Origin of the sequence: Clostridium sp. AN503, from assembly GCF_040719375.1 — a bacterium.
GTDB lineage: Bacteria > Bacillota > Clostridia > Lachnospirales > Lachnospiraceae > Brotaphodocola.
Genome location: NZ_JBFDTP010000001.1, coordinates 80,940 through 97,502 on the forward strand (window position 1 = coordinate 80,940; position 16,563 = coordinate 97,502).

At 52.8% G+C, this 16,563-nt stretch carries 15 protein-coding genes; 5 read left to right on the forward strand and 10 right to left on the reverse strand.

All coding sequences use genetic code 11. The annotated features are described in order from the left end of the window. Window positions 1-8 precede the first annotated feature (8 nt). The 9 genes from AB1I67_RS00340 to AB1I67_RS00380 form a co-directional block, all read right to left on the reverse strand. Window positions 9-1,178 carry a hypothetical protein gene (locus AB1I67_RS00340; RefSeq protein ID WP_367027832.1) on the reverse strand — a complete coding sequence of 390 codons (1,170 nt, stop codon included), beginning with the start codon at window positions 1,176-1,178 and terminating at the stop codon, window positions 9-11. 89 nt (window positions 1,179-1,267) lie between these two features. Then, window positions 1,268-4,306: an efflux RND transporter permease subunit gene (locus AB1I67_RS00345; protein WP_367027833.1), complete on the reverse strand. Its 3,039-nt coding sequence runs from the start codon at window positions 4,304-4,306 to the stop codon at window positions 1,268-1,270. A gap of 18 nt (window positions 4,307-4,324) precedes the next feature. Continuing rightward, complete coding sequence (locus AB1I67_RS00350) at window positions 4,325-5,419, reverse strand: efflux RND transporter periplasmic adaptor subunit (RefSeq protein ID WP_367027834.1); 1,095 nt, start codon at window positions 5,417-5,419, stop codon at window positions 4,325-4,327. A gap of 23 nt (window positions 5,420-5,442) precedes the next feature. Next, window positions 5,443-5,865 (reverse strand): hypothetical protein, encoded by a 423-nt coding sequence (locus tag AB1I67_RS00355; RefSeq protein WP_367027835.1) that lies wholly within the window; start codon window positions 5,863-5,865, stop codon window positions 5,443-5,445. Continuing rightward, on the reverse strand, window positions 5,862-6,074 hold the full coding sequence (locus AB1I67_RS00360; RefSeq protein WP_367027836.1) for a hypothetical protein: 213 nt from the start codon (window positions 6,072-6,074) through the stop codon (window positions 5,862-5,864). The genes AB1I67_RS00355 and AB1I67_RS00360 overlap by 4 nt, the downstream gene beginning before the upstream one ends. Before the next feature lie 222 nt (window positions 6,075-6,296). Continuing rightward, window positions 6,297-7,229: a DUF1848 domain-containing protein gene (locus tag AB1I67_RS00365; protein ID WP_367027837.1), complete on the reverse strand. Its 933-nt coding sequence runs from the start codon at window positions 7,227-7,229 to the stop codon at window positions 6,297-6,299. Window positions 7,230-7,284: 55 nt separating this feature from the next. Then, a complete protein-coding gene (locus AB1I67_RS00370) occupies window positions 7,285-7,986 on the reverse strand; it encodes an ATP-binding cassette domain-containing protein (RefSeq protein ID WP_367027838.1) in 702 nt (233 codons plus the stop codon). Next, window positions 7,970-9,163, reverse strand: a complete 1,194-nt coding sequence (locus tag AB1I67_RS00375) for an ABC transporter ATP-binding protein (protein WP_367027839.1) — start codon at window positions 9,161-9,163, stop codon at window positions 7,970-7,972. Before AB1I67_RS00375 ends, AB1I67_RS00370 begins: the two co-directional genes overlap by 17 nt. 53 nt (window positions 9,164-9,216) lie before the next feature. Continuing rightward, window positions 9,217-10,986: an ABC transporter ATP-binding protein gene (locus tag AB1I67_RS00380; RefSeq protein ID WP_367027840.1), complete on the reverse strand. Its 1,770-nt coding sequence runs from the start codon at window positions 10,984-10,986 to the stop codon at window positions 9,217-9,219. Between the two features lie 144 nt (window positions 10,987-11,130). Between AB1I67_RS00380 and AB1I67_RS00385 the strand changes: the two genes are divergently transcribed. From AB1I67_RS00385 to AB1I67_RS00405, 5 genes are all read left to right on the forward strand, one after another. Further along, complete coding sequence (locus tag AB1I67_RS00385) at window positions 11,131-12,021, forward strand: DMT family transporter (protein ID WP_367027841.1); 891 nt, start codon at window positions 11,131-11,133, stop codon at window positions 12,019-12,021. Window positions 12,022-12,123: 102 nt separating this feature from the next. Then, complete coding sequence (locus AB1I67_RS00390) at window positions 12,124-12,897, forward strand: nitroreductase family protein (RefSeq protein WP_367027842.1); 774 nt, start codon at window positions 12,124-12,126, stop codon at window positions 12,895-12,897. A gap of 33 nt (window positions 12,898-12,930) precedes the next feature. Continuing rightward, on the forward strand, window positions 12,931-13,281 hold the full coding sequence (locus AB1I67_RS00395; protein ID WP_367027843.1) for a metalloregulator ArsR/SmtB family transcription factor: 351 nt from the start codon (window positions 12,931-12,933) through the stop codon (window positions 13,279-13,281). After that, a complete protein-coding gene (locus tag AB1I67_RS00400) occupies window positions 13,278-14,027 on the forward strand; it encodes an EFR1 family ferrodoxin (RefSeq protein ID WP_367027844.1) in 750 nt (249 codons plus the stop codon). Before AB1I67_RS00395 ends, AB1I67_RS00400 begins: the two co-directional genes overlap by 4 nt. 68 nt (window positions 14,028-14,095) lie before the next feature. Further along, window positions 14,096-14,839, forward strand: a complete 744-nt coding sequence (locus AB1I67_RS00405) for a hypothetical protein (RefSeq protein ID WP_367027845.1) — start codon at window positions 14,096-14,098, stop codon at window positions 14,837-14,839. A gap of 171 nt (window positions 14,840-15,010) precedes the next feature. Here AB1I67_RS00405 and AB1I67_RS00410 read toward each other — a convergent pair whose 3' ends face one another. Continuing rightward, the gene (locus tag AB1I67_RS00410; RefSeq protein ID WP_367027846.1) at window positions 15,011-16,339 is read right to left on the reverse strand and encodes an enolase C-terminal domain-like protein; all 1,329 of its coding nucleotides are present in this window, start codon (window positions 16,337-16,339) and stop codon (window positions 15,011-15,013) included. Window positions 16,340-16,563 lie beyond the last annotated feature (224 nt).

The following is a 16,563-nucleotide window of genomic DNA, read 5'->3' on the forward strand; positions in this document are numbered from 1 at the left end:
CCTCCCGGTTATGAGGTGCTGGCAAGTCCGTTGACTGCCCAGTCATAGGTTTCCATGGTCTGAAACAGGTTCAAGTCCGCGACCTTGACTGCGAGCTGCTTGTTCTGGACCGTGTACTGCTGGTTGTCAAGCTGGTTCTTGCTGGCTGTCCCCTGCTGGTACTGGGTCTGGATGGTCTGCAGATTGCGGTTCTCCAGGTCCAGCTCCGCCACTGCCTGGTCGTATGCCAGCTTCGCAGACAGAACATTCTGATAATTGGTTGTCAGTGCAGAGCTGATCTTCCTCTGATTGTCCTCAATGGTCTTGTTCAGGGTATTGACCGTATCGCTGCTCTCTGCATTGGCCACCTTCTTTTTATTGACGATCACCGTGTAGTTGTTCTCAATCGCTTTTTCCAAGTCTGCCTGCGGGTCCATCTGGTCGATCCGGCTAAAATCAGATGCCGGCACTTCCCGGATCTCCGGGGCAGCGTCGTATCTCCAGCCCAGCATGACCTGCAGCTTCTGGCGGACCGTATCAATGCTCGTCTGGGTCGATGTGATGGCTCTGTCTGCATTCTGCAGGGTCTCCTGGGCATTCAGCACATCCACCTGGGTGCCGGTCCCGTTGGACAGCCTGGTCTGTGCGCTTGTGAGGGCAAGCTCAGCCTGCTGCTTTGCGATCCTGGCCTGCTGAAGCTCCAGCTGGTTCTTCTCATAAGAGATCATATTGGTCTGCGCCAGGGTCACCAGGGTCTTCTCCGCCTGCTTATAATTCCAGTAGATGATATCCGCATCCTCCAGGTTGTCATCCGCCTGCTTTTCCATGTTCTTGGCCTGCACCTCGGCAGCCAGGACCGACGGAACCACATATCCGTACATCGGGTCATCTGAATCCGGGTACTCAATGCTGGAATAGATCTCATCTGCCATATCCCGGTACTTCTGGGATACATCCTCCTTCGTGCTGCCGTATTTCTTGCGGAATTCATTTAAATCCAGCTGGTTGGTCTGGACGGTGGTGTTGTACTCCCCGATCAAATCCTCCAGCTCATCATACTCGATCACGTCATCCCGAAGCTTCGCCCATTCCTCCGCCGTCCGGGCAAACTCCGGGCTGGCGGCGAGCGCCGCCTGCGGCGCCGCTGCAAGCATCAGGCCTGCAAGACTCAGAGGCAGTGCGCGTTTTAACATTTTCATATTGCTGTTCCTCCATATATCACTGTTGCCAGCCGGTTATCAGTTACATATGCCCTCATACTCATTCCCGGTCTCCCGGACAGGGAGACTTAATCGTAATTCGGCTCCGGTTTTTTCTTACGGTTCATCACTGCATAATAAACCGGAAGCATCAGGAGCGCGAGTACGGTAGAAGCGATCAGTCCGCCCACATCTACCAGAGCCAGGCCCTGCATGGACTTACCACTGTCACCGTAGGCAAACGCCATCGGGATCATAGCCACGATCGTGGTCAGGGTCGTCATCAGGATAGGCCTCAGCCGGGTTGCGCCCGCCTCGATCAGGGCAGTATTCAAATCCATACTATTCCTGTACTGGTTCACCGTATCCACATAAAGGATACCGTTGTTTACTACCGTACCAGACAGCATCAAAAATCCCAGAAGGGAAGTCATGCTGATGGATACATCTGCAAGATACAGAAGGCCAAACGAACCGATCAGGGAGAACGGGATCGTGGTCATGACCATCAGGGAGAACTTCGGTGACTCAAACTGGGCCGCCATTACTACGAATACCAGGAACACTGCCGTCGCAATGGCTCCAAACAGGTTTGCGAACTCCTCCGCCATGGCGGTATCCATCGCGTTGGCTGCACGGCTGATAGTCGGGGTCATGTATTTCATCACCACTTCATCATACAGCTTTTTCTCGATCGCATCCTGCTCACGCGGGTCATCGGTCATCACATCACCTGTGATGGTTACCTCATACTGTTTATCTTTTCTCGTAATACTGGTCGGGCTGTCCTTGAACTTGATGTCCGCCACATCGGTCAGCGCCACGGAACCGCCTGCATTGTTGGTCAGGACAATTCCCTGTAGCTCGTCAATGGTGTCGTACTCATCCGACGGATATTCCACCTGAACACTGATCTCCTCGCCGTCCACATCCAGGGTGGTCGCCTCGGTGCCGCCCAGGATGCTGTTGACCGTTCCGGCAATCTGCAGAGGAGTGATATTCTCCGCGTTAGCCTTCACCGCATCAATATCCAGCTTCACAACCGGCGCCGCGTTCTCCAGGGTGGTGTGTACCTTGGTAACCTCAGGACGGGTCAGCAGTTCCTTCGCAATATGGTCGGACGCTGCCTTCAGCTCGTCATACTGGGTACTCTGCAATATGTATTCTACACCGCCGGACGTAGACATCATGCTCATGGAGGAAGATGCTTCCAAGGTTATATTAGCACCAATTACCTGATTCATCAATGGTTTCCATTCTTTTACAACCTCATCGGTCTCCCGTTTCCTGTCATCCTTTAAATAAGCCGTCAGGCTGGCTCCGCCGCCGCCAAGGCTCATACCGCTTCCGCCGGAGGTCAGCATGTAGGACTCCAGGTCCTCATCTGCTGAAACGATCGCCTCTACCTTTTGCAGGATCTTATCGGTCTCCTCCACCTGAAGGCCCGGCCGGGTCTCAATAGAAACAGAGATAGTCCCCGTATCATCCGCAGTCATTAGCTCCATCCGAAGCTGTGTAGCCATCCAGAAGGAGAACACCAGCATAGCCACAGATGCCAGCATGACCGTCTTTCTCTTTGGAAGGATCACCTTCATCAGGCTGCGGTATCCGTCCTGCATAGCCCTTACCAGCGGGCCAGCCGGAGAGTTTTCCTTCTCCTGCGGACGGAACATGCAGTAGCACAGGGGAACGATCGTCATGGCGCTGATCAGGGACGCTACCAGACAGAAGATGATCGTAAAGCCCAAAGGCATGAACATCTGTCCGGTCATACCCTGCAGCAGTGCCAATGGCAGGAATACTACGCAGGTTGTCGCCGTGGAACCGATGATGGACTGGATGACAATACCGCTTCCTTCCAGTGCCGCTTCCCGGTATCCGACGATGCCCTTCCCTTTCGTTGAGCGGAAACAGCTCTCCAATACTACGATCGAGTTATCTACCATCATACCTACGCCGAGAACCAGGGAACTCAATGTAACCACGTTCAGCGTAAAGCCCATGATCTGCATCATGATAAGCGCCGCCAGGATCGAGATCGGTATGGATGTGCCGACGATCAGGGATGCCTTGATTTCCCCAAAGAACAGGAAGATAATGATCATAGATACGATGACCGCCATGACCATCGTCTGCATTACGCTCTTTAAAGAACTCTGGATGGAATCACTGGTATCGTTTACCACCACGATCTCCAGATTCGGATCGCTGGCCATCAACCTGTCAATGGCCTCGTGGGCGGCCTTGGAAACCTCCATGGCCGTTGCACTCTGCTGTTTCTTGAGTCCGATGGAGATCGTATCCTTACCGTCGTACCGTGCTATACCGCTGACATCCTCCAGGGCATTGCCTACATTGGCCACATCTTCCAGATAGATGACGTTACCGTTGCCGAGGGAGATCGGTATCTGCTTAAGCAGATCCACCGTGTCGTATTCCGTACCGGCGCTGACAGACAGCTTCTGGCCTCCCACGATCGTATCCCCTGCCGGGTAAGTAAAGTTTGCGCTTCCTATGGAGGTGGCGATGGAATTCATATTCAGGCGATACTGTTCCAGTTTCTCCGGAATCAGCTCCACCTTCACATACTCCTCCTGGCCGCCGCTCACGTCCACATCCGTTACGGTGGATATCTTCTCAAACTCCGGAACCACCTTATTATTAACATAGTTGTAAAGATTCGCTTCTGTTTTATGATTGACTGACAGGTAGACGCTTGCCATATCGTCCAAGTTCATTTCCACCACCATCGGTGTCTCGCAGTCATCGGGAAGATCCGTCTCTACCCGGTCCATCTTTTTCTTCAGATCATTGTACGCGTCGTCCATATCCATACCGTACTGGTACTGGACCACCACGATAGAAACGTTCTCCATGGATGTGGACTGTACTTTTTTGATACCGCTCAAGGAGCCGATATTATCTTCGATCTCCGTAGTTACCAGGTCGTTCACATCCTCCGGGCTGGCGCCAGGGTAGACGGTGCTGATGATCAGCATCGGCATATCCATGGTCGGCATCAGCTCCATTTTTGCCCCTAAGACGGACTGAAGTCCAAACACAATCAGGCACAGGATCACCAGGACGGTTGTGACCGGTCGTTTGAGGACTGATTTAGTTAATCCCATTGCTGTCTCCTCCTAACTCTACTCTGCACTTGTGGTCTGCGCTGCGTCCTCAGTCTGTCCGGCCGTTCCCGGCAGCTGCACTTTGGAGCCTTCAAAAAGCTCGGAACTCCATGTGGTGATGATCTGATCAGACGCACTGATTCCGGACAGGATCTGGACCAGCTGGGAATCATAGATACCAACCTCTACCGGTACCTGATGGACCGTACCATTGTCATATGTATAAACGTATGCGTCTCCGCCGGAATAGTAAATCGTGTCAACCGGCAGGGTCATCACATTCTCCTGTTTGTCGGAGGTCACATAAAGCTTCACCGTGGAACCTGTGGGAAGCGCATCACCGCTGTCCACAGATGCTTTTACCTTGAAAAGGCCGGTGGCTGCATCGATCATGCTGCTAATCTCCGTGATATTTCCCTCGTACCTGCTGCCGCTCTTTTCAATGGTCACAACATCGCCCACATTCAGCTGCTTCATGATCTTTTCCGGAACGGAGAAGTTCACTGCCTTACTGCCTTCGCCGGAGATGACACAGATCAGGTTCTGGGAGGATACATTGTCATGGACCTCCACGTCGAAGATCTCCACCTTCCCTCCTATGGACGCGGTGATATTGCTGTACTCCATCTGATTGTCATAATTGATCTTTGCATTCTCGTAATTGATCTGGGCATTTTTCGCCTGGGTCTGAGCCTGCTCGAATACCGCGCTGGCGATATCGCCTGCCGCAAACAGGGCCTGCTGTCTCGATAAGTTGGTCTTTGCATCACTTAAAGCCTGCTGAGCGGACTCTAAGGACAATCTGGCGCTGTCTACCTGCTTGGTATCGATCTTGCAGAGCGCCTGGCCTTCCTTTACTATGTCTCCGGCCTTTACATAGACCTCAAGCACTTCACCCGCCATCTTCGGATATGTATAGACCACGTCGGACGGCTCTACCTTGCCGACTAAGTCACGGAACAGCTCGATGGTCCCGTTCTGGGGCGTCTGCACCTCCACGACCGGGATCGGAGCTTCCTCCACCACTGCTTTTGGTTTTAATACCCGCGGCACGATCACGGCTGCCGCTACCGCTACCACTACTACACCTGCGATAATTACACCTTTTTTCATTGCTGTCTCCTCATATTATAGTCTTAATTTTGATATACGCCGTGCTTTAGTATATCCAGGGACTTATCCAAGGTCTCCCGGACTGCATCCAGTTCATCCGGATACTCATAAAACTGCTTCAGGGCAAACATGAGCGATATCATCCCCAGGCTCATCAGCGACCGGTAATCCTGAATATCCTGGATCCGGAACCTGGATCTGTCAACCCGCTCAAACACCCACTGGACCGGCAGGTCCTCTGTCTCTGATATGACAGGCGATATACTTGGCAGTCCGCCAAATCCCATAAGCCTCGCATTCTCCTGATAAGAGAACACATTCCTTACCACATCCATCATACTCTTGGTTTCCTGCAATTTTTCCACAAATACTTCAAAAATCCGCTTAAGCATAGCGAAATAATCTCCGCCGTTTTCGGCCAGCTCCTGATCACAGATGTCTTTCATCTGATTACAGCTATCCTCAAATAAAAACTGTACCACATCCTGCTTATCTTCAAAATATGTGTAAAAGCTGCCCGGGAAATATCTGCGTTGTGTATGATCTGGTTTATGGACGCCCGCTCATACGGCACTCTGGAAAACTCTTTGATGGCAGCTTCCCGAATGAGCTGTTTCTTCGCTTCCGGCAGACGGTAAAATCGTTCCGTAGGCATATACTCTCTCCCCCTCTCCTGTGACGCGTCCTGCGCCACGTCTGCTTTTCATGCTCCTTATTTATACTGTAGTTCTTGTCATCCACGCCTTAGAAAAACGTGCAAAACAAATATGACAAGCTGTCACTTTTTCGTGACAACATGTCACCAATTATAATGACACCCTGTCATATTGTCAATAGACATTATAAAAATTTTATATTTATTTAACGAGGAATTTAGTCAGAAAAAAAGCTTCAGCTGTCCATCTGTCCAGGACACCTGTTTTGCATCGTGGATGTGGTCACCAGGACCAGGAACCCCCACGAGAAGCGGGGAATCTGCGATGTGGTCCATACGGTTTCGGCAGACTGCCTCTCCACTGTAATTCGCATAACAGTAAACGCAGCCATGGGAACAGGTATTGTAGGCTCCAATATCATTGCCCAGAAGGCAGCCGCAGCCTTCCCGGGCGGCGTGTTGTCCGCCGGGGACCTGCAGGCTTATCCCGGTCCCCCGCTCAAACACTTCCCGGGTCATACATCCGGAACAGTCGATCCCAAAAGTCTCTAAGTCCGTCCCCTCGCAGCAGGTGCGCACCAGGATGCCATGTTCCTTACCGATCCGGGCAAACGCCTCTCCAACCGCAAGGCGCTCCGCTCCCGCCACTTCCCGAGCCTCCGGAAAATTCCGTCTGACCTTCTCATAGAGGTCAATGAAACTGATGACGCACTGGTCCGTGTATCCTTCCAGCGTCCGCGCCATATATCCAAACTGCTCCACGTGGAAATCCAGCGGATACCGTTCTGAGATGAATATCGGGTCGTAACGCCAGACCGTGGACCGGACGCCGTTTTTTACGGAAAGGCGTTTCAGGGCTTCCATGACCCGATCTTTATCCGGAACGCCTGGTTCGATCTCTCTTCCATACGGCGTAATGGTAACATACCAGAACTGCCGGAATTCCTGAAGCTCCTCAAGCCGGTCAAGCATCGGCTCCGGGTTCTTGGTACAGAACACAATTAAGTCCACCACATCCGGCGACAGCCTGTAGCGGGTGATCTGGTCCGGATAGTAGGGATTGCGCACCATCACGCCGCCTTCCCGTATCCGGTTATAAAACCATTCCCCATAATATGCGGGAATATCTGTACGGCTTCCTGTATTGATGATCATAGTCTGCGCCTCCCTTCTGCGCTGCCAAAATTTCTCCGTCGCTGGAATTTCTCCATCACTGGAACTGGGCCTGGTACATCTGATAATAGAACCCTCCGGCCTCCATCAGACTCTCATGGGCCCCCTGCTCCACCACCTCGCCGTGGTTCACCACCAGGATTAAGTCAGCTCCGCGGATCGTAGAAAGACGGTGCGCGATCACAAAACAGGTCTTTCCTTCCATCAGGCGGCGCATGGCCTCCTGGATACGGATCTCCGTGCGGGTATCCACATTGGACGTGGCCTCATCCAGGATCAGCATCCTGCATTCCTGGAGCATGGCGCGGGCAATGGTCAGAAGCTGCTTCTGGCCTTTGGAGATGTTCGTCCCATCCTCCTTAAGCACCGTATTGTAGCCTTCCGGAAGCTGCATGATAAAGGAATGGATGTGCGCTGCCTTTGCCGCAGCCGTCACCTCCTCCAGGGTCGCATCCTCCCGCCCGTAGGCAAGGTTCTCCAGAATCGTGCCATGGAACAGCCAGGTATCCTGCAGCACCATGGCGTAGGATTTTCTCAGGCTTTTTCTCGTGACACCGCGGACATCCCTGCCATCCACCCGGATCTCACCCGCATCTGCGTCGTAAAAACGCATCAGCAGATTGATCAGCGTGGTCTTCCCGGCTCCGGTCGGCCCCACCACCGCAACCATCTGTCCCGGTTCCGTGTGCAGGGACAGATCGTAAAGGATGGTATGGCCCGGTTCATAACCAAAGTCCACATGGGAAAGCTCCACCTCGCCGCGGACCAGAGCCGTTCTGCTTTGCCTCTGCGGTACCGGAGACGACCTTAGACGCAATAGATCTGTCGGCCGGTGTGGACGCTACTGCGCTTCCCAGTTCGACAGCTCCCGCCGCGTCCTCCGGCTCCGGCAGCTCATCCATAAGTGCAAACACCCGCTCAGCCGCCGCAATAGTGGACTGCAGGTCGCTGAATATATTAGCCGCCTCGTTGATCGGCCCGGAAAATTTTCTGGAATATAAAATAAACGAAGAGATCTGGCCGATACGCATCAGTCCGAACAGGTAGAGGAACGCTCCGAACACGCTGATCAGCGAAAGGGACAAATTGTTGATAAAATTCACCATCGGTCCCACCATGCTGCCATAATATTCCGCCTTATAGTAGGATTCCACTGCATCCCGGTTCTTTTCCTCAAACTGCCGGATGACCTCCTCCTCCTCACAGTACGCTTTTACCGTCTTCTGCCCCGAGACCATCTCCTCCGCAAAGCCGTTGAGCCTGCCCAGACTGGCAGACCGGGCGCGGAACAGAGGCCTGGTCCTTCCGGTGATATAGCGTGTGATCATGGCGGAAAGCGGGACCGTAAATGCAAACACCAGCACCAGCCTGGGCGAGATCATGAGCATCATGTAAAGCGCCCCGGCCACTGTGATCACCGTGGTCAGCATCTGGATCAAGTCGCTGGACAGGGATTCATTGACCGTATCAATATCATAGGAAACCCGGCTGATGATATCCCCGGTCTGGTGCAGGTCGAAATAGCCGACCGGCAGCGCCAGCATCTTATCAAAGACATCCCGCCGCATCTGGAAGACCACTTTCCGGCTGATCGTGATCATCAGGACGGAAAGAGCATAAGACAGCGCCGCAGACAGCACATAAAAAACCGCCATCCATTTGGCATAATAAAACACCCGCTGAAAATCCACGCGCCCCAGCCCCGGCTCGATGGCGTCGATGGCATAACCTGACAGCATGGGACCGACCAGCGCAAAGACATTGCTGGCAATCGTCATGAAAAGAGCACAAAAAAGCAGGAACCGGTACTGCATCAGATACCCGCCCAGCCGCCGTATGGTATGCTTTCTTTTCTTTATATATAGTAACGCGGAATCCGACGTCTCCACGCCATCCGTTCTCCCGCCCATAGCCATGGCAGTCCGCCTCCTTTTTCCTTCACTGCTCAACCATCTGACACATTCTAAGCTTAGATCCCCATCTGGGACTTACCTATCTCACGGTACGCCTCACAGCTCTCCATCAGTTCCTGATGGGTGCCATACCCCAGTGTACGCCCCTCGTCCAATACCAGGATGTGGTCGGCGTTCATGACAGAGCTGATACGCTGGGCGATCACAATGCAGGTCGTATCTGCGAAATGCTCCCGCAGTTCTCCCCGCAGAGCCGCGTCAGTTTTATAGTCCAGAGCGCTGGAGGAGTCATCCAGGATCAGAAACTCCGGCCTGCATGCCAGTGCCCTGGCAATAAGAAGCCTTTGCTTCTGCCCGCCGCTTAAATTGGCTCCGCGGATATCCAGGTGCTCGGCTGTGCCTCCTTTTTTATCCACAAACTCTTTTGCCCGGGCATACAAAAGCGCCTCCTGGACCTGTTCCTCGCTCAAATTCCTTCCCATATTGATATTCTCGTATATGTTGGTACCAAACAGCACGTCATTTTGAAATACGGCTCCGAACCGCTCCCGCAGGGCGCGCACGTCCAGGGTCCGGATATCCTGTCCGTCAATGCGCACCACTCCCTGGTCCGGATCGTAGAACCGCATCATCAGGTTTACGACCGTGGATTTGCCGGAACCTGTGGCTCCTATGATCCCCAGCGTCTCCCCACGGTTCAGCTGAAACGAAATATCATGCAGGTTTTCCGCCACTTTATTGTAAGAAAAGGTTACGTGGCTGAATTCTATGTGAGGAGCTTTTGAGGACGAAGGGAATGCATCTGAGGCTTTCGTCTGCTCCTGCCGCCCCTCTCCGCCGTCCTGCTCCCACGTCTTTGCCAGCTGGAACAGTTCCCGCTCATCCTCCGACTCCAGCACCAGATCGATACGCGCTGCGGACGCTGCCGCGCGGGAGAGAACGATGAACATTCTGGAAATGGACATCAGAGCGTTCAATATGATCGTAAAATATGTCATGAAAGCCAGGATCTTCCCCACCTCTGAGATACCACGGTCAACCCGGAACGCACCGACGAGCACAACGCCCACAAGCCCCAGGTTCAAAAGCACATTCATGGACGGACTGGTGATGGCGGTCGTCACGGTCGCTTTCCGCTCCCGCTCTACCACCTCCCGGTTGATCTTTTCAAAACGCCGGCTCTCGTAAGGCTCTCTGGAAAGAGCCTTGATGACCCGGATTCCTGCAATATCCTCCCTGACCAGCCGCACGAAGCGGTCGGCGCTCTCCTGGACGGCTGCGAACAGCGGGATGCTCTTTCTGGACACGGTCACGACCAGGACTGCCAGGAGCGGCAGGGTTGCCAGGAGGACACAGGCCAGCGCCGGGTCTAAGAGCAGCGTCATCACGATCCCGCCCACCAGCAGGATCGGAGCGCGCACTCCCAGCCGCTGCACCCTGCCCAGCATCTGATGTACATTGTAGGTATCCGAGGTCAGCCTGGAGATCAGGGACGGCCTGGTGAACACATCCGCCTGACGGTTGGAAAGGTACATCACCTTTGCAAACAGATCCTTCCGGATCGTATAGATGGCATCGCTTGCCACCCGGGATGCCATGCGGTTTGCCAGGACACTGAAGGCCGCCGCCAGGATGGAACAGGCCACCATAAACAGCCCCCATAAAAGGATCTGCCCCCTCTCCCCCGCCGGGACTACAGTATCGATCATGTAAGCCAGCGTCCAGGGCAGGAACAGATCTAAAAGCGTCCCGGAAAATTTAATGAAAAACCCCAGAGCCATCCGCAGATAGTAGGGTCTTAGATAATAAGTAAATATTTTCTTCATAATATTCCAATCTTTTCTGCACTAACGGCTACCTTTCCCATCAGATAACAACTTTATCATGAAAATAATATACCATATTTTCCGGGTATTTGCTATAATGGAATGCATTGGCTAATAAAACGTTTCAGAAGGAGAAAATCTGTCATGGGATATTTATATCTGTTCTGCGTCGCACTGATGTTCAGCTTCGGAGGTACCTGTGTGAAACTGATCAGCCCGTACTTCGGCCCGGGCTATATCACCTTTTTCCGCTTCGCCGTGGGCGTCTTGTGCCTGCTGCTCTTAAAGCTGGCGCTCCGCCAGCATTTCCGCAGGGACATGGGCGCCGCCCTTAAAATGCTCGGCGGCTGGATCCTGTTCGGCGCGGTTTCCAAATGGCTCGCATACCTTACAGAAAACTACGCCCTGTCCCACGGTCCCTCTTATGGAAATATCGTAACCCAGCCTGCCCAGACCATCTTTCTGACTCTGGCAAGCGTGTTCCTGTTCAGAGAAAAACTGCCCTTCAGGAAGGTGCTCTGCATCGTCCTCTGCATGTCGGGCGTCCTGTGCATCTCCTGGAACGGACGCTCCTTAGAAGTCTTTTTTCAGGAAAATGTCCTGCTCACCGGACTGTTTGTCTTATCTGGCATGTGCGCCGGCTGCCACGTGCTGTCCCAGAAAATGATCGCAGACCGTATGGATATCATCGACAGCAACTTATCGATCTTTGCAGTCTCCGCCGTGCTTGCAGCCCTTCCCCTGGCCCCTTCCGTCGCGGGCGGCGCCCTCGCCGGCCTGCGCCCGGACCTGCCCTGCATCCTGGCGATCCTGGCCTTCGGCTCCATCACCGGGATCGGGTTTTACCTAAATGCCAAGGCGATCCCGCTGGTGCCATTTTATATGGTACCGATCATCCAGAGCACCATGGCGATCTTCGCGATCCTCTGGGGTGTGCTGTTCTTTCATGAGAAGATCACGCTGTATATCATCGGCGGGACCGCAATGTTCATGGCAGGGCTTGTCGGGCTGCAGATGAAGCCGGCCAGGCACTGAGGCTCTGTCATTTTACAATGGTAACCTCTTTCTTTACCAATGTTGATTTCCGGCCTTCTTTTGTTATAATGGTTAAAGAACATTAACGAAAGGAGTTCTATCATGGCAAAACACAGAGTAAATATAGACCCGGAAGTATGCATCGGCTGCGGATCATGCGCAAAAGACTGCGTTGCCCACAATATTATCATAAAAAACGGAAAAGCGCACACGATACTGGATGAATGCGTTATGTGCGGACACTGTTCAGCAGTCTGTCCGAAGGAAGCCGTAACCATAAGCGGTTATGATAAGCCCCCTGTCCCACAGGAAAAAAAGGTGCGCTTAAACCCGGAGGACGTGCTGGATGTCATCCGGTTCCGCCGGACCGTGCGGCAGTTCCAGGACAAAGAGATCCCCGGAGAAGTTCTTGGACAGATCCTGGAAGCGGGACGGCTGACCCATACAGCCAAGAACCTCCAGGATGTATCCTTCATTGTCCTTGACCGTAAAAAGCGGGCGGCGGAGCAGATAGCCGTCTCTTTGTTCCGGAAGGTAAAACCACTGATCGATCTAATCAGCCCGATGGCCCGGATCAATAAGATCGACGACCATTTCTTCTTTTTTGGAGCGCCCATAGTCATCGTCATCCTTGCCAGGGATAAGACCAACGGGATCCTGGCTGCACAGAACATGGAATTTGTTGCGGAAGCCCACGGCCTAGGAGTACTGTTCAGCGGCTATTTTTCCACTGCCGCCAATATATCGCGGAAATTAAAAAAAGCCCTGGGCATCCCGAAAGGGAAAAAAGCCGCCGCCACCCTGGTCCTGGGGTATCCCCGGGTGAAGTTTTTGCGGGCTGCCCAGAAGGAGCCGCTGGATGTGAAATATCTGTAACTCTGTGAAACACAACATGCAAGGAGGCAGGACATGGAACGGGAATGTGAAATACGCCTGAAAAAAATCGCAGACGGCTTTCGTGAATGCAAAAACGCGTTCACCGCCATTGGGGATGAGACGCGGCAGTTGATCCTGTCCGTACTTTTGGAAAGCGATCTGTCCGGCATACGGGTTGGTGAGATCGCAAAGAAGACCCATCTGACAAGGCCCTCCGTCTCCCATCACCTGCAGATCCTCAAGGAAGCAGGCATTGTCAATATGCGAAAAGAAGGAACCAGGAATTATTATTATATCAGCGCCGATAAGACCCAGTGGAAGAATATCGTCAATCTGGTCAATCTTATCTATGAAAGCATCAGTCAGGAGGAAGCAGACCTATGATCTTATATTTTTCAGGAACCGGCAACAGCGAATATACGGCAAAACGGATCGGAGCCGAAATACAGGACGAAACCATGGATCTCTTTGAGCGGATCCGGGGCAGAGATTTCTCTCATGTGTATTCTGATAAACCGTGGGTCATCGTCTGCCCCACCTACGCCTGGCGGATTCCGCGCATCCTGCAGGACTGGCTGGAACGCACCAGCCTGGAAGGCAGCACAGAGATCTATTTTGTCATGACCTGCGGCGGCAACATCGGAAATGCGGGGGCTTATTTAAAAAAGCTCTGCCGCCGGAAAGGCATTTCCTACAAGGGATGTGCCTCCATCCTTATGCCGGAGAACTATATCGCGCTTTTTGATACGCCCACCCGGGATAAAGCCCTGTCTATCATCGACCAGGCAGAAGCATCCATCACAGCTGCCGCCTGCCTGATCCGGGAGGGGAAAACCATACCGGAACCAAAGCTCACCGTTACGGACCGGCTAAACAGCGGCGTCGTCAACGATCTGTTTTACCCGCTGTTTGTACATGCCCGGAAGTTTTACGCCACGGACCGGTGCATTTCCTGTGGGAAATGTGCGAAACTCTGTCCCCTTAACAATATTCACCTGGAGGAGGGGAAACCCATATGGGGGAAGGACTGTACCCACTGTATGGCCTGTATCTGCCGGTGTCCTGTAGAAGCTATCGAATACGGGAAGCACAGCGCTGGGCTTCCCCGGTATTTCTTTCCGCAGAATTAACTTGTACAGCTGGCTAAAACCCTATATAATAGGTTGTAATAAAATAAATTCCCAGGGAGGCAAACCACATGGTACAAGGATTTCTGGCACGAGAATCGGAACGAGTGAATATGTCCGCGCGAAAGACCCTCTGTAAATTGATGGCGGTGGAAATATGTTTCCTGGCAGTCTACTTTTTTGGGAAGGACGCTCTTAATCTTAATGATCCGTCCTACGGCTCAATTGTATTATTTCTTGTTGTTTTAATTGGGATCTCACTGGCCCTCTGCGCGGTCAAGCTGATCGCCACCGGACGGATTGCCCAAAACGGCAGCAACCTGTATCTTCCTTATCAGGAGACGACACAGGCCGCTGCGGCAGACATCATTGATACGGAAGCCCTGGAGGGAAATATCCTGGTTGACGAATATATTGATCACTTCACAGATCCAAAGAAGGCGTCCGGGGAAAAGATTATTTTGACTCCCTCATATCTGCTGATCTGCGGGGTAAAGAACGGCCTGAGGGGCATGTCAAAGGTAACGGCCATCCCCCGGGATAAAGTCTGCTGGACATGCGCCCAGGTTGGCCAAAAAGGCGGCCCATTCATTGTCAGGCTGCTGATATTTACGGAAAAGAAACTGTACAGCTTAACTGGTACCGAGATCGACCACGTAGAGAATATCGCCAGTAAGCTTTATCAGTACATACCCAATATTTTCAGCGACTATGATCCATTTACCCTCTCGTATCAGTTAGAGGAGATCTTTGCTAAAAATCCTGCTGATTTCCTGAATATCTGTGCGAAGGAGAAAGAGCAAAAATCATTGTAAGCATTGAACATCCATGGAGACAAACAGTGCGTGCACCTGTGAATCCATATAAAAAAGCGCTGCCCGGTATGGAAGATCGTCAGGATCTTGTATCACGGGGCAGCGCTTTTTGCTATTTGTGCTGCGTATCAGTTGTATTGCTATATCAGTTATATTGCCAAAGCAGTTATATTACCGTACCAGGCAGGGCTTCTTCGGATCAAACTTCCAGCCCGGGATCAGATACTGCATCCCGATGGAATCATCCCTGCCGCCCAGGCAGTGATCTAAGTAAACCTGGTGGGCTTTCTTCACCTGATCCATATCCACTTCGATGCCGAGGCCCGGCTTCCTGGGAACCTCCACGCAGCCGCCCACGATCTGCAGAGGCTCTTTGGTCAGGCGCTCCAAGCCCTCCTGCCAGATCCAGTGGGTATCCAGGGCATTGTACTCGCCCGGCACCGCCGCGCCCACCTGGGTGAACATGGCCAGGGAGATATCAAAATGGTTGTTGGAGTGGCTGCCCCAGGTGTAGCCAAAGTCATGGCACATCTGCGCCACGCGCACGGAGCCGCTCATGGTCCAGAAGTGCGGGTCCGCCAGGATGATATCCACGGCCTGGGACTCTAAGGAGTGCCCCACCTCTCTCCAGTCGGTGGCGATCATATTGGTAGCGGTCGGGAATCCGGTGCGTCTGCGGAACTCGCTCATGATCTCTCGGCCGGAATATACGCCCTCAGCGCCGCAGGGATCTTCACAGTAAGTCAGGATGCCCTGCATGCCCTTCACATATTCCACGGCCTCCTCTAAGAGCCAGCCGCCATTGGGGTCCAGGTCGATCCTTGCATCCGGGAACTCCTTTTTCATGGCTCGGATCACATCCATCTCCTCGTTGCCCGCAAGCACGCCGCCTTTCAGCTTGAAGTCCTGGAAGCCGTATTTCTCCTGAGTTGCCTTGGCAAAAGCCACGATCTTATCCGCAGTCAGCGCTTCCTCGTGGCGGATGCGGTACCACTCACAGTCTGCATCCGGCTCCGCATCGTAAGGCAGGTCGGTCTTGTTGCGGTCGCCCACGAAGAATAAGTAACCCAACATCCTAACCTTGTCCCGCTGCTGTCCGTCGCCTAAAAGCTCGCACACCGGAACCCCCAGATGTTTGCCCAGCAGATCCAGGCAGGGAGCCTCGATCGCGGTGATCACATGGACGCCGGTACGCAGATCGAATGTCTGGTTGCCTCTCACATCTTCCTCGCCCCTCCCATCCAGGTACTTTTTAACCTTTAAAAGAGTGCTCTTGTACTCGGAGATCTTCGTGCCTTCCACCAGCGGGATGCACTCCTCAAGCGCCGCCGTGATCTTCTTGCCACCCGGGACCTCGCCTACGCCTGTCTCGCCGTTATCCGCGTGCAGGATCACAATGTTCCTGGTAAAATATGGGGCATGCGCGCCGCTTAGGTTCAGCTCCATACAATCCTTGCCTGCCACCGGGTAAACTTCCATTTTTGTGATCGTCGGTACCATAAAATATCCTCCTCCATAATGATGAAATTGATAATGAAATCTTGTTTCCTCTTTCCTGTCTGATTTCATTATAGCAAAGATATGAAATAAGTAAAATTAATAGTATTTAGATTTCCATTAGAATTTCTTATTGTGAGATTCGCAGGCCGGAGGTGGTTTCCGCATTTTTCAGCAATAGCAGCGAAGCCGGTCAGTTTACTTCCGCCCTCAAAACTGATATAATA